The 13,988-nt window shown below is 40.2% G+C and carries 11 protein-coding genes and 1 tRNA gene; 3 read left to right on the top strand and 9 right to left on the bottom strand.

Going from position 1 to position 13,988, the window contains the following annotated elements; genetic code table 11:
- Nucleotides 1–131: 131 nt before the first annotated feature.
- The 7 genes from pckA to CYP84_RS01910 all read right to left on the bottom strand — a co-directional run bounded on the left by pckA (nucleotide 132) and on the right by CYP84_RS01910 (nucleotide 9,658).
- The gene (gene pckA / locus CYP84_RS01940) at nucleotides 132–1,706 is read right to left on the bottom strand and encodes a phosphoenolpyruvate carboxykinase (ATP) (RefSeq protein ID WP_180996359.1); all 1,575 of its coding nucleotides are present in this window, start codon (nucleotides 1,704–1,706) and stop codon (nucleotides 132–134) included.
- 105 nt (nucleotides 1,707–1,811) lie between these two features.
- On the bottom strand, nucleotides 1,812–3,614 hold the full coding sequence (locus CYP84_RS01935; RefSeq protein WP_103636481.1) for a biotin/lipoyl-containing protein: 1,803 nt from the start codon (nucleotides 3,612–3,614) through the stop codon (nucleotides 1,812–1,814).
- A 122-nt stretch (nucleotides 3,615–3,736) separates the two neighbouring features.
- On the bottom strand, nucleotides 3,737–5,125 hold the full coding sequence (locus tag CYP84_RS01930; protein ID WP_103636480.1) for a TRAP transporter large permease: 1,389 nt from the start codon (nucleotides 5,123–5,125) through the stop codon (nucleotides 3,737–3,739).
- Nucleotides 5,113–5,634: a TRAP transporter small permease subunit gene (locus tag CYP84_RS01925; protein WP_103608333.1), complete on the bottom strand. Its 522-nt coding sequence runs from the start codon at nucleotides 5,632–5,634 to the stop codon at nucleotides 5,113–5,115. The genes CYP84_RS01930 and CYP84_RS01925 overlap by 13 nt, the downstream gene beginning before the upstream one ends.
- A complete protein-coding gene (locus CYP84_RS01920) occupies nucleotides 5,627–6,979 on the bottom strand; it encodes a sodium-dependent transporter (protein ID WP_004317243.1) in 1,353 nt (450 codons plus the stop codon). The genes CYP84_RS01925 and CYP84_RS01920 overlap by 8 nt, the downstream gene beginning before the upstream one ends.
- A 1-nt stretch (nucleotide 6,980) precedes the next feature.
- Nucleotides 6,981–8,312: a sodium-dependent transporter gene (locus tag CYP84_RS01915; RefSeq protein ID WP_103636479.1), complete on the bottom strand. Its 1,332-nt coding sequence runs from the start codon at nucleotides 8,310–8,312 to the stop codon at nucleotides 6,981–6,983.
- Entirely contained in the window at nucleotides 8,312–9,658 is a 1,347-nt protein-coding gene (locus CYP84_RS01910) for a sodium-dependent transporter (protein WP_103636478.1), read from the bottom strand. Before CYP84_RS01910 ends, CYP84_RS01915 begins: the two co-directional genes overlap by 1 nt.
- Nucleotides 9,659–9,864: 206 nt before the next feature.
- Between CYP84_RS01910 and CYP84_RS01905 the strand changes: the two genes are divergently transcribed.
- From CYP84_RS01905 to CYP84_RS01895, 3 genes are all read left to right on the top strand, one after another.
- On the top strand, nucleotides 9,865–10,167 hold the full coding sequence (locus tag CYP84_RS01905) for a F0F1 ATP synthase subunit C (RefSeq protein WP_004317263.1): 303 nt from the start codon (nucleotides 9,865–9,867) through the stop codon (nucleotides 10,165–10,167).
- A 49-nt stretch (nucleotides 10,168–10,216) separates the two neighbouring features.
- Nucleotides 10,217–10,301: transfer RNA gene (locus CYP84_RS01900), tRNA-Leu, on the top strand.
- Between the two features lie 60 nt (nucleotides 10,302–10,361).
- Nucleotides 10,362–11,225 carry a VIT1/CCC1 transporter family protein gene (locus CYP84_RS01895; RefSeq protein WP_103636477.1) on the top strand — a complete coding sequence of 288 codons (864 nt, stop codon included), beginning with the start codon at nucleotides 10,362–10,364 and terminating at the stop codon, nucleotides 11,223–11,225.
- Here CYP84_RS01895 and ribD read toward each other — a convergent pair.
- Together ribD and CYP84_RS01885 are read right to left on the bottom strand one after the other, a co-directional pair.
- Nucleotides 11,222–12,283 (bottom strand): bifunctional diaminohydroxyphosphoribosylaminopyrimidine deaminase/5-amino-6-(5-phosphoribosylamino)uracil reductase RibD, encoded by a 1,062-nt coding sequence (gene ribD, locus CYP84_RS01890; protein WP_103636476.1) that lies wholly within the window; start codon nucleotides 12,281–12,283, stop codon nucleotides 11,222–11,224. The genes CYP84_RS01895 and ribD overlap by 4 nt on opposite strands.
- A 54-nt stretch (nucleotides 12,284–12,337) precedes the next feature.
- Nucleotides 12,338–13,987, bottom strand: a complete 1,650-nt coding sequence (locus CYP84_RS01885; protein ID WP_103636475.1) for a formate--tetrahydrofolate ligase — start codon at nucleotides 13,985–13,987, stop codon at nucleotides 12,338–12,340.
- Nucleotide 13,988 lies beyond the last annotated feature (1 nt).

Below are 13,988 nucleotides of genomic sequence, written 5' to 3'. Positions count from 1 at the left end.
ATTTAGCAAAATGTTTTAAATTTTATATTAGAAATTTAAAAAAGAGCTATATTTTATAGCTCTAAAATTTTTACTATTTGATAGTTTAAATTTAAAAGCCTTGTAGGCAAAATACCCACAAGGCTATAATTTTAAGCTTTTGGGCCAGCTTTGGCGTACTCGACGCCCTCTTTTACATCTTCGTAGCGTTTGAAATTTTCAACAAACATTTTAGCCAGCTTGTCGCGTGAAATATTGTACTCAGCTGGGTGTGTCCATGTATTTATTGGATTTAGCAGTTTTGTCTCTACACCATCAAGCTCTTTTGGGATAGCGAAGTTAAATTTATCAAAATTTTCAAATTCGCATTTTGTGATGCTACCATCAAGGATCGCATTTATGCAAGCACGTGTTGCTTTTATGCTCATGCGCTTGCCAACGCCGTAAGCACCGCCGCTCCAGCCTGTATTTACAAGATAGACATTAACGCCGTGTTTATCGATCTTCTCACCAAGCAGTTTTGCATAGACGGTTGGGTGAAGTGGCATAAATGGCTCGCCAAAGCAAGCACTAAAAGTAGCGACTGGCTCGGTGATACCGCGCTCTGTGCCAGCAACTTTTGCTGTGTAGCCACTTAAGAAATAATACATCGCCTGCTCTTTTGTCAGCTTCGCAACTGGAGGAAGCACGCCAAAAGCGTCAGCGCTTAAAAAGATGATATTTTTTGGATGGCCAGCGCTTGAGCTTGGCTCGTAGTTGTCGATGTGATAGATCGGATAGCTCACGCGTGTGTTTTCAGTCTTTGAGCCGTCTTTATAATCAACCACGCCATTTTCGTCAGCCACGACGTTTTCAAGTAGCGCATCACGCCTGATCGCTGCGTAAATTTCTGGCTCACTGCTTGGATCAAGGTTGATACATTTTGCGTAGCAGCCACCCTCAAAGTTAAATACCCCATCATCGTCCCAGCCGTGCTCGTCATCACCTATTAGTTTGCGTTTTGGATCGGTTGAAAGTGTCGTTTTACCAGTGCCAGATAGGCCAAAAAATAGCGCCGTATCGCCCTTCTCGCCTACGTTTGCAGAGCAGTGCATACTTAGTTTGCCCTCAAGTGGCAACCAGTAGTTCATCATAGAAAAAATGCCCTTTTTCATCTCGCCGCCATACCATGTGCCACCGATCACCGCGACATTTTCCTCGACGTTAAAGATGACAAAGACTTCTGAGTGCAGCCCATCAGCCTTGTAGTCCTCGTTTTTTGTCTTGCAAGCGTTATATACTACAAAATCAGGCTCAAATTTAGCCAGCTCTGCTTCACTTGGACGGATGAACATATTTTTTACAAAGTGCGCTTGCCACGCCACTTCAGTGACAAAGCGGACTGATTTTTGGCTCTTTTTGCTAGCTCCACAAAATGCATCTTGGATAAAAATTTCTTTACCACTTAGCTGATCTTTTGCTTTTTTAAGAAGCTTGTCAAAAAGCTCTTTTGTGATAGGCTGATTTATCTTGCCCCAAGCGATGTATTTTTGGCTTAGATCTTGCTTGACAAAGTACTTATCTTTTGGGCTTCTGCCTGTAAAAATTCCAGTATCGACCATAAATGTGCCGTTACTAGAGACTCTGCCCTCGTTGTTTGCCTTTTCAAGCTCAAAAAGCTCGTCGTAGCTTAGATTGTGATTTATCTTTTTGATCTCTTTTAGACCTAGCTCGTCTAGCTTATTTATCATGTTGTTTCCTTTTAAATTTTCGTTTCTTTATAAATTTGACCTAAAAGTCATCAAAATGTTAATCAAATTTCGCTTAACACTATCTTTTTAAAAGTGGCAAATTTATTTAAATTTAGCCACCACTTGATTGTTTGCGACACTTTGACCTTTGCTAACCTCGATAGAGCCTATGATGCCATCTTTTGGGGCTTTGACCTCTATCTCCATCTTCATCGCTTCAAGCACGATTATGGCCTGACCTTTTTTGACATGATCTCCTGCGCTAACTAAAATTTTATGCACAGCGCCTGGCAAGCTTGCAACGATGTCATTTTCTGTTGCGCCTGCTGCTGCACTTTTGGCACTTTTTACACTCTTGCCTTCAACTTCGGTGATTGATTTTACTTGGATGCTATCGTTAAAGCCTTCGCTTACTTCGACATTGTAGCGGCTGCCATTTACGACGACACTATATCTGCCGCTTTGAGTTTGTCTGCCCTCGTTTGCTTTGGCATTTGGATCTACTTTTCTTACATTTACTTTGGCTTCGCCTTTTAAGAACGCGATGCCTTTTTCTTTACAAGCTGCAGCGATAAAGACGTTTTCTTCAGTAACTTTGATCTTATTTTGTTTTAAAATTTCTTTTACATGAGCAAGCGACTTGGTCTCGTCTTTGTCGGCTATATCAACAGCGTGTTTTGTGGTTGGTTTTAGTCCTAGCTGCTCGCTAGCAAGCTTAATGATCTCTTTATCAGGCGTAACTGGGGTCTTGCCAAAGTAGCCAAGCACCATTTTACCGTATCCCTCAGCGATCTTTTTCCACTTGCCAAACATCACGTTGTTAAATGCTTGTTGGAAGTAAAACTGGCTAACAGGGGTTACTGAAGTGCCGTATCCGCCCTTTTGCACCACTTCGCGCATAGCAAGGATGACCTCTGGGAATTTATCTAAGATGTTGTTATCTCTCATCATCTGAGTATTTGCAGTGAGCGCGCCACCAGGCATCGGTGAAAATGGTATTAGAGGGCTTACTTGCACAGCTTCAGGTGGTAAGAAATACTCTTTTAAACAATCATTCAAAACGCTTTCGTATTTTAAAATTTTCTCCACATCAAGGCCGCCAAGATCGTAGTTTTTGCCTTTTACTGCGTGAAGCATGGTTAGGATATCTGGCTGACTTGTACCGCCACTTACTGGGCTTGCGGCTAGGTCTATACCATCGACACCAGCTTCAAGCGCTGCAAGATAGCAAGCCACGCTTACGCCTGCAGTTTCATGCGTGTGAAGTCTGATGTGGGTTTTTTCTGGGAGTAGCTTTCTAGCCATTTTTATGGTTTCATAGACCTTTTGTGGGCTACTTGTGCCACTTGCATCTTTAAAGCAAACGCTGTGATAAGGGATACTTGCATCTAAAATTTCTCTTAAAATTTTCTCATAAAATTTAACATCATGAGCTCCCACACAGCCACTAGGCAGATCCATCATAGTAACGACGACTTCGTGTTTTAGCCCGTGATGAGCGATCCTCTCGCCTGAATATTTTAAATTTTCAACATCATTTAGTGCGTCAAAATTTCTAATAGTAGTGGTTCCATGTTTTTTGAAAAGTTTTGCGTGAAGGTCAATTAGTTCGCGGCTACCGGTGTCAAGAGTGACGGTATTTACGCCCCTGCTTAGGGTTTGAAGGTTTGCTTTTGGTCCTACGATGCTTCTAAATTTATCCATCATCGCAAAAGCGTCTTCATTTAGGTAAAAATAAAGGCTTTGAAATCTAGCCCCACCGCCAAATTCAAAATGCTCTATGCCAGCCTCTTTGGCTGCTTCAAGCGCGGGCAAAAAGTCGTTCATAAGCACTCTAGCGCCATAAACCGACTGAAAGCCATCTCTAAAGGTCGTATCCATAACATCGATAAATTTCTTTGCCATATTTCACCTCATTAAATTTATAAATTTACTAAAAAGCAGTCATAAAAAATGGCTAAATTTGATAGAAACTCAAATTAGCCATTTTGCTTGTTTTTGGTATTTTACAACCAAAAACTTTTATATCATTTAAAAAGTGAGAGTAAGAAGTTAAATAATCCGCCGTGGCTCGCATCAAGCATCGGCTTTATCTCCATCAAAAAGACGCAGAAAAAGACTAAAACTGCCACTTGGATGATGATGTAAGGCACCACGCCTTTATAAATAGCAGCTGTTTTTATCTCAGCAGGTGCGACTGATCTTAAGAAAAATAGACTAAATCCAAATGGCGGCGTCAAGAATGAAGTTTGTAAATTCATAGCAACTAAGATCGCTAGATAGACTGGGTTTATGCCTAGTTTTGCGGCGATTGGCACCAAGATAGGAAGCACGATATATGAAATTTCAACAAAATCTATAAAAAAACCAAGCACAAAGATAACAGCCATACTAAAGATGATAAAGCCCCACTTCTCGCCTGGTAAATTTGTCATGAAATTTTCAACTATCTCATCGCCTCCAGTGTAGCTAAAGACCATAGAAAAGGCAGTCGCACCAACAAGTATAGCAAAGACTAGAGCTGTCGTTTTTACGCTCTCAGCCAAAGCCTCTTTCATCATAGAAAATGAAAATGTCCTATAAAATATTGCTAAGATGATAGCGCCAACGCAGCCAAATGCTGAGCTTTCGGTCGGTGTAGCGATACCTGCAAAAATGGATCCTAGCACACAAATAACTAGCAAAAGTGGCGGAAAGATCGCAATTAGCGCTCTAACGATCTGCTTAAATTTACTAACGCCACTCTCGTCTTTTACCACAGGAGCGACCTCTGGCTTAAGATAAGCAACTATCAAAATATAAACTATATAAACCCCAACTAGCGTGAATCCTGGCACAATGGCTTGGTGAAAAAGCTCGCCAACTGGCACTGAGAAGATGTCGCCCAAGATGATAAGCACGATAGAAGGCGGGATGATCTGACCAAGCGTACCAGCAGCGCATATCGTGCCACATCCTAGGGATTGGTCGTATTTATACTTTAGCATTACAGGCAAGCTTATAACGCCCATAGCAACAACGCTAGCACCTACAACACCAGTTGAAGCAGCCAAAAGCGCTCCAACTAAGATAGTACTTATCGCGATACCGCCTCTGATTTCTCCAAATAGCATACCCATGCTCTCAAGTAGTCTCTCGGCTAGCTTTGACTTTTGAAGCACGACACCCATAAAGACAAAGAGTGGAACTGCTATGAAAATTCTACTCTCCATGATAGAGAAAATTCTATATGGCATGAAGTTAAACATATCTTTAAATACCTCTATACTGCCAAGTAGTCCATCGCCATCGCTAAGGCTCTCTACGACGCTGCCAACCATGCCAAATATCATCGCAACCGCACCAAAGGTAAATGCCACTGGAAAGCCAATGCCAAGCATCAATAGCGCGGCTATAAACATTATTAATCCCGCCATATTTTCTCCTTACTAGCTTTCTTGTAGCGATTTAAATTTTTTATAAAAAAGCCGATCGCAAAAAATACAAGCACATAAAATGAAAAAGGGATCATCGCTTTTATGATCCATCTATGGGTAAGACCGCCTGGATCTGCGCTAGCTTCTGCTGAACTATAAGCATCTCCTACAAATCCAAATGATAAATTTGAAACCAAAAGCGCAAATGGTATGACAAAAAATACAGTACCAAGCATATTTACAAGGGCTTTTTGTCTTTCTGAAAATTTAGCATAAAAGATATCAACTCTGACGTGCGCGTCCTCTTTTAGAGCATAACTCATGCCAAGCAGAAATATCACAGCAAAAAAGTGCCACTCAAGCTCCTGAAATGCAACGTTGCCGTAAGAGAAAAAGTATCTTGCCACAACGTTAAAAAATACGTCTATTATCATCAAAGCCATAATAAACATACAAATATAGCCGACTATATCGCCAGCCTTATCGAAAAATCTCTCAATCTTATCCATTAAAAACCTTTAATAGTTCATTTATCATGATAATGAGCACACAAACTGGCGCTACATATCTTAGTAAAAAATACCATGCGTTAAATACAAAATCACTCATATATGGGCTAAATAGCACATATAAAGCATCTCTTTTCATAAAATATCCTACAAATATCGCCCCACCGATGCCGCTAATTGGTAGCAAAATATTTGAAGCGGTAAAGTCTAGGAAGTCAAAGAAATTTTTGCCAAAGAGCATAAATTTATCGCCAACATTTTCTATATTTGACAAAAGGCATAAAAATCCCACTATGAAAATCCCAGCTCCAACTATGCTAAGAGCCTTTCTTCTACTCATGCCATACTCTCTGATCAAGAAAAATACAAATGGTTCAACTATAGAGATCGCTGAAGTGATACCAGCAAAGATAAGTGCAGCAAAAAATGCCACCGCTAAAATTTGACCTATCACACCAAGCTTAGCAAATAGCGTTGGCAGTGAGATAAAGACAAGTCCTGGTCCTTGAGACGGAGTAGCTCCAAATTCAAATATAAAGGTAAAAATAACAAGACCTATCATAATAGCAAGTGCGATATTTATAAAGACGATACTTAGCGTTGAAGTGGCTAAATTTGTATCATCACTTAAGCTAGCTGAATAGGTAATGATCGCTGCCATGCCAAGAGATAGTGTCCAAAATGCAAGTCCAAGAGCTAGCAAGAGCGAGTTAAATGAAATTTTACTAAAGTCAGGGATGAGCAAAAACTCGGCTGATTTAGAAAAGCCATCCATCGTCATAGAAAATATAAGCATAATTAAAACCATGATAAATAGGCTTGGCATCATCCAAACATTTAGCTTCTCTATGCCGCTTTTTACGCCTTTTGAAAGGATGTAAAAGCAAGCTGCAAATGCTATAACAAAATAAAGCGTCTGCTCTCCAAGACCATGCGTCAAAAGATCGTTAAATATCACTTTTGAGCTATCTATATCACTTGGCAAGCCAGAAAAAGATAGGACAAAATACTTAAACACCCAGCCTATTATCACGATGTAATATGACGAGATGATAGCTGCTGTAACCATGGCTAAAATTCCAACCAGCTGCCATAAATTTTTATTTTTAGCTGCCAGCTTTCTAAAAGCATTGACACTGTCACTCTCGCTAAGCTTGCCGATACTAAGCTCTGCCATAAAGATAGGCACGCCGACTAGAAAAGTTATCAAAAGATATAGGATAATAAACGCCGAACCGCCGTTTTCACCAACCATGTATGGAAATTTCCATGCATTGCCAAGTCCGACAGCCGATCCAGCGACTGCTAGGACATAGCCTATTTTAGAAAATTGTTCTTTTGCCATATTATGAGATCTCCCTTATTAACACCACCAGAACTAAAAGTGGAGCCACAAATCTAATTAAAAAATACCAAATTTTAAATACAACCTTGCCCATATAAGGCACAAATAGCTCTTTTAAAAGCTCAAATTTCATAAAGTAGCCAACAAAGATAGCAAACAAGATACCACCAAGTGGGAGCATGATATTTGAGCTAAGGTAATCAAGCAGGTCAAAAAAGCTCTTACCAAAAAATGTAAGTGCATCTTTAAATTCGCTTGTGCCACTTAACGCACATAAAATTCCTAAAATATAAACCACGCAAGCGACGATTAGGATCGATTTGTTTCTACTAAAATTTAGGCTTTTGCTTAAGAAAAATATAAATGGCTCAACCATCGAGATAACCGAGGTGATGCCAGCAAAAAATAGTGATATAAAAAATGTAAATGCCAAGAAATTTCCAAGCAATCCAAGCTTAGCAAATAGCGTCGGTAGCGAGATGAAAGCAAGCCCTGCGCCTTTTGATGGCTCTGAGCCAAACTCAAATGTAAATGTAAAGACGATAAGGCCGATGATGACGCTTATGATGATGTTCGCAAAGACGACATATAGCGACGAGGTAAATAAATTTGTATCATCGCTTAGACTTGATGAGTAGGTAAGGATGCAGCCGATACCAACGCACATCGTAAAAAAAGCAAGTCCAAGAGCATTTAAAACAGCTGCTTGATCTATCTTTGAAAAATCAGGTACTAGTAGAAATTTAGCCGCCTCGTCAAAGCCACTCATACCAAAAGAGTAGCCAAGCATAAGCAAAAGCAAGATAAAAAGAGCTGGTATGAGATAGACATTTATGCGCTCGATGCCGCTCTTTACGCCTTTTGTAAGGATGAAAAAGTAGGCAAAAAATGCGATACTAAAGTATAAAATTTGTTCATTTATGCCATTTGAAGTGAAATTTACAAAAAGCGTCTCCGAGCTTGCCATATCTTTAGGTAGCTCGCTAAGACTTAAAATGACGTATTTTAAAACCCAGCCAATGATGAGCGTGTAAAACGAAGCGATAAATAGCCCAGTCACCATGATAACACCAGCAAATTTCCAAGAGCTTGCCCTTTTTGTAGCTAGGCTTTTAAACGCTCCAACCGTATCAAGGCGTGAAATTTTACCCATCGCCATCTCAGCAAAAAATATGCTAAGACCAACAGCAAAGGCAAAAAATAGATATATAAGGATAAATGCCGAACCGCCGTTGCTGCCGACCATATATGGAAATTTCCACGCATTACCAAGGCCGATAGCCGCTCCAATTATCGATAAGACAAAGCCAATTTTACTAAATCTCTCTGCCATTATTTACCTGCCATCTGGTAGATCATTATCGCACAAATGGCAACTGGCACGACATATCTTAAGAAAAAGTACCAAATTTCAAAAAATGCTCTTCCCATAAAATCGCCAAAGAGCAGATACAAACTCTCTTTTTTAAGTTTATAGCCAACAAAAAAGCTAAATACGATAGCGCCTATTGGCATCATGATATTTGATGTGAGAAAGTCAAGCGCGTCAAAAAATGGCTTACCGCAAACGCTAAAAGCACTTGAAGTGTCTGAATAATATGAAAGTATGCAAAAGATGCCCAAGATATAGACAAAGGCACCGATGTAAAGAAGCGCCATCTTTCTTGAAATTTCAAATTTCCTAACCAAATAATAAGCAAAAGGCTCGATCATCGAAACCGCGCTTGTAATGCCAGCAAACAATAACGATACAAAAAATGCGACCGCCATGACGTTGCCAACTATGCCAAGCTTTGCAAAAAGCGTGACAAGCGAGATAAAGATAAGGCCTGGGCCACTTGCCGTGCTATCAGCCCCATAAGCAAATATAAAGGTAAATACGACAAGACCCATCATAATACCTATTAAGATGTTTATAAAGATGATAGAGAGCGTTGATTTTATTAAATTTGTACGCTCTGGTAAATTTGCAGCGTATGTTGGTATGACGCCAACGCCCATAGATAGTGAGAAAAACGCAAGGCCTAGAGCTTGCAAGACAACATCTGGCGTGATCGCACTAAAATTTGGCACAAATAAAAATTTAGCCGCCTTCACAAAGCCATCACCCATGCTAAGTGCGTAAAAAAGCATGCAAACCAGCAATACAAAAAGGCTTGGCATCATCCATATATTTAGCTTTTCTATACCGCTTTTTACACCTTTTGAAACGGCAAAAAAGACCATCAAAAAGACTAGGCTAAAGCAAAGCACGGCACTGCTTAGATCATTTGATAAAAGCGTGTTAAACTGCTCGCCTGCAGCTTTTGTGTCAGATAAAAGTGGCGAAAAACTAAGATAGATATACTTTAAAATCCAGCCAATAACAACCATATAAAATGAAGCTATGAGGATCGCTCCGATCATGAAAAAGCCAGAGAGCGACCAAACTTTTTTATTTTTTGGAGCGAGCTTGTAAAGAGAACTTACGATGTCGCTTTCGCCAAGTTTGCCGATGCTAAGCTCCGCTAAAAATGCCACAAATGCGATAGCAAATGTAAGAAGCAAATATAAAATTATAAATGCCGAACCGCCGTTATTTCCCACCATCGTAGGAAATTTCCAGGCATTGCCAAGACCCACAGCAGAACCAGCCATAGCAAGGACAAAGCCTATCTTTGAAAATTTCTCGTTTATCATTGAAAACCTAAGATTAAGAATAAATTAAATTCTTTCAAAGATAGCATAAAAAAACTTTCATTTTTCTAAGCCAAGAATTTTTTATAGGCAATTTAAAATTTTAGTGTTTTTATTTGAAACAAAGTTTTGTTTTTGTAATATTACGGCTCATAAAGTTTAAGTAGGGGACAGATCCGAAAGAGCTTTAAAATTTTAAAGGAGCAACGATGAAAAAGATCGTGTTTTTAATTCTTGGTCTTGCTGCATTCGCATTTGGCGCTGACGGCGAGATGATCAGATCATATTCAGTTATCGCTGGCGGTATCGGCCTTGGCCTTGCAGCTCTTGGTGGTGCTATAGGTATGGGTAACACAGCTGCTGCAACTATCAGCGGAACAGCTAGAAACCCAGGTGTAGGTAGCAAACTTATGACTACAATGTTTATCGCTCTTGCGATGATCGAAGCACAAGTTATCTACGCACTTGTTATTACACTTATCGTTCTTTACGCAAACCCAATGCTTGGCTAAGCGTAAAGCTTAAAATTTAGCCCCTCTTTTGGGGCTTTTGTTCTTTTTTGCGATCATGGTGGAATTGGTAGACACGCTATCTTGAGGGGGTAGTGCCGCTAGGTGTGCGAGTTCGAGTCTCGCTGATCGCACCATCTTATCTCTCTTTCTAAATCAAAATCTTAAATTTCTAAGCTGTAAAAAAGGAAAATTTTATGTTAGACAAAAAACGTGCTTTAAAACAATTACAAAATGAAGCAGATGATGCCGCTATATACTCACTTCTCGAAGCTAGCGAAAAAGACGATGAGAATAAAAAAATACTTCGCAAATTAATCACCGAAGAGAGACGCCACTATGCTTTTTGTCAAAAGATAACTGGCGAAAGCAGAAGCGCAAATTTATTTAAAGTCATCTTCTATACGATACTTGTTAAAATTTTTGGCACATCTTTTACTCTAAAATTTATGGAGTCACGCGAAGAAAATGCTGAGAAATTTTATCTTGACATCGTAGATGAATATCCTGAAGCTCGTGATATTTACGAAGAGGAGATGAACCACGAAAATAGTCTAATCTCCATGTTAAAAGACACAAAACTCGTAAATGCTGGTGGCATCGTGCTTGGCATGAATGATGCTTTAGTTGAGCTAACAGGCACACTTAGCGGCATCGCGCTTGCATTTTCAAATACAAAATCAGTTGGCGCAACAGGCCTTATCATGGGCGTAGCAGCTGCACTCTCTATGGCTGGCTCAGCATATCTCGAGTCAAAAGAAAATCCAAGTGATGAGATCAAACCGCTTACATACTCGCTCTACACAGGCGGTTCATACATCATAACAACGGCATTTTTGATACTTCCATTTTTCATCTTTACAAGCGGTCTTTACGCCGTCTTGTCGATGTTTTTCTTTGCACTGGTTGCCATCATCACTTACAACTTTTATATAAGCGTGGCAAAGGAGCTTAAATTTTTACCAAGAGTGGTTGAGATGTGCGTGATAACTTTTGGCGTTGCGATCATATCTTTTGGCATCGGCTTTTTGGTAAAACACTATTTTGGACTAGATGTTTAATCCAAAATTTCATACCAAGTGCAACTATCGTCCCCAAAATTCCCACTAAAAAGTGGTTTTAAATTTAAATCAACGCTCAAATTTTCACCAATTTTGAAATTTGAGCCTTGATAGATAAGTAGCCACTTTACATTTGCTAGCTTGCCCTCTTTTGCAAGTTTTAAAAACTCGCCAGCTCCTTCAAACATGCAAAGTCCTTTTAGATCAAGCTCTTTTTGAATGCTGACTTTTCTATCTGGCACACTAAAAAGTGGCAATGTTTCATCAAATTTATCGCCTCTTGAGTAGATTATGACATCTGGGTTTTTGCCATTTTTTATAAGTCTGGTATCGAGCCTTGGTCGGTCTGTCCGCACTGTGTTGCCACCGATCACCAATGTGTCTATGACGCTTCTAAGTTTATGCACATGCGTGCGGCTAAGCTCATTTGTGATGATACCTCCACTTGCCACGCCATTTTTACTAATGGCGATTTTTAAAAAGCTAAATCCACCATTTTGATATGCCAAAAATGGCTCAAGCAGCTTATCGCAGCGCTCTTTTAAAATACCAAATTTAACTCTCACACCAGCACTTTGAAGTAAATTTCCGCCACCACTTGCTATTTTATTTTCATCACGGCTGCCAATTATGACCTCGCTAAAGCCAAGCTCTTTTAGCAAATTTGCACAAGGTGGCGTTTTGCCATGGTGCGAGCAAGGCTCAAGCGTAACGTAGGCTCTTGCATTTTTTAGTAAATTTGAGTGATTATTTAGTATAAATTCGTAGCTGAATTTTGGCTCTAAAAGGCCAAATTCGCCCTCTTTTATATTAGAGCCAAATTTGGCATTATATGCCTTTATAAAATCATTTTTAAATTTTTCACTTTTTTTGCAAAGCGCAAAGAGTATCGCTGTCGGTTCAGCGTGTAAATATCCAGCCTTTTCATGAGCCTTGCAAGATAAAATTTGACCATTTTCATCAAGTACCAAACAACCAACGGCTGGATTTGGATAGGTCAGGATCTGAAATTTCCAAGCCTCGCTTAAAGCAAGACCCATGTAAAATTCGTCGTTCATCCATGCTCTTTAAATTTAAAACACACCAGCCTTTGCCAGTGTGTTTTCATAAATTTACGACAAGCCGTCGATCTTGCCCTCTGCGTCTATCTTCATATTGACCGCAGCTGGCACTTTTGGAAGTCCTGGCATAAGCATGATCTTGCCGCAAACAGCGACGATAAAGCCAGCTCCCGTTCTAATATCAAGGTCTTTTACACTAAATGTAAAGCCCTTTGCTCTGCCCAAAAGCTTCGCATCGTCGCTAAATGAGTACTGTGTTTTTGCGATACAAACTGGCAAATGGCTCAAATTTAGCTCTTTTATCATCTCAAGCTTTTTAAGAGCAGCCTCTTCAAAGACCACCTCGCTAGCTCCATAAATTTCCTTAGCGACCTTTTCGATTTTAGTTTTTGTATCGTCGCTCATCTCGTAGGTGAAATTTATCTTGCTTGGCTTATCGCACGCCTTTAAAACTAGCTCAGCAAGCTCAAGCGCACCTTTGCCACCTTTTACAAAATTCTCGCAAACTGCCACTTCTACGCCAAGCTCACGGCAATACTCTTTTACAAAATTAATCTCTTCATCAGTGTCAAAGCCAAATTTGTTAAGCGCCACAACTACGTTTTGACCAAATTTGACTTTTAAATTTTCGATGTGTCCACCAAGATTTTCGATACCTTTTTTAAGAGCGTTCATATCTGGTTTTGTGATCTCGTCTTTATTTGCTTCGCCGTTATATTTTAGCGATCTGATCGTGCTTACAAGCACCACAGCGCTTGGTTTGATGTCAGCAACCCTGCACTTTATATCTAAAAATTTCTCCGCGCCAAGCTCCGAGCCAAAGCCAGCTTCAGTGATGACGTAGTCAGCTAAATTTAGAGCTGTCTTTGTTGCTATGACCGAGTTGCAGCCGTGTGCGATATTTGCAAATGGGCCGCCATGCACGAGCGTAGGTGTGTGCTCTAGTGTTTGAAATAAATTTGGCTTGATCGCATCTTTTAAGAGTATGCAAACAGCGTCCTCGCAGCCTAGATCACGCACATAGATAGGCTTTTTATCGCTATTATAAGCGACCATGATGTTTGCCACACGCTCTTTTAGATCAGAAAGGCTTGTTGCTAGACAAAGCACAGCCATGATCTCGCTTGCAGCGGTGATGTTAAAACCATCTTCTCTTGGCACGCCATCAGTCCTGCCACCCTGACCAACGGTGATAAATCTTAGCGCGCGGTCGTTCATATCCATACAGCGCTTCCATAAAATTTTCTCTATTTTTAGTGGATTTTCTTGATAGAGGCTATTATCTATCATCGCTGAAATGAGGTTATTTGCCGATGTTATCGCGTGAAAATCGCCAGTGAAGTGTAAATTTAGATCCTCCATCGGCGCAAGCTGCGAGTAGCCACCACCTGCTGCTCCACCCTTTATGCCAAAAACTGGCCCAAGAGATGGCTCGCGAAGTGCCAAGCAAACCTTTTTATTAAGTAAATTTAGTGCGTCAGCTAGACCGATCGACATAGTCGTTTTGCCTTCGCCGTATGGGGTTGGATTAGTCGCGGTGACTAAGATGAGCTTTGAGTTTGATGGCTCAAGCCTAGGGGAAATTTTAGCCTTAAATTTGCCGTAAAGCTCAAGTTCGTCTTCGTTTAAGCCTAGTTTTGCGGCAACTTTACTGATGTGTTCAAGTTTTGTTTGGTGAGTTATCTCGATGTCGCTTAGCATT

This window comes from Campylobacter concisus (assembly GCF_002912425.1).
Taxonomy (GTDB): domain Bacteria; phylum Campylobacterota; class Campylobacteria; order Campylobacterales; family Campylobacteraceae; genus Campylobacter_A; species Campylobacter_A concisus_AH.
The sequence above is the reverse complement of the archived record's forward strand: the minus strand, read 5'-3'. Positions and strand labels throughout refer to the sequence as shown.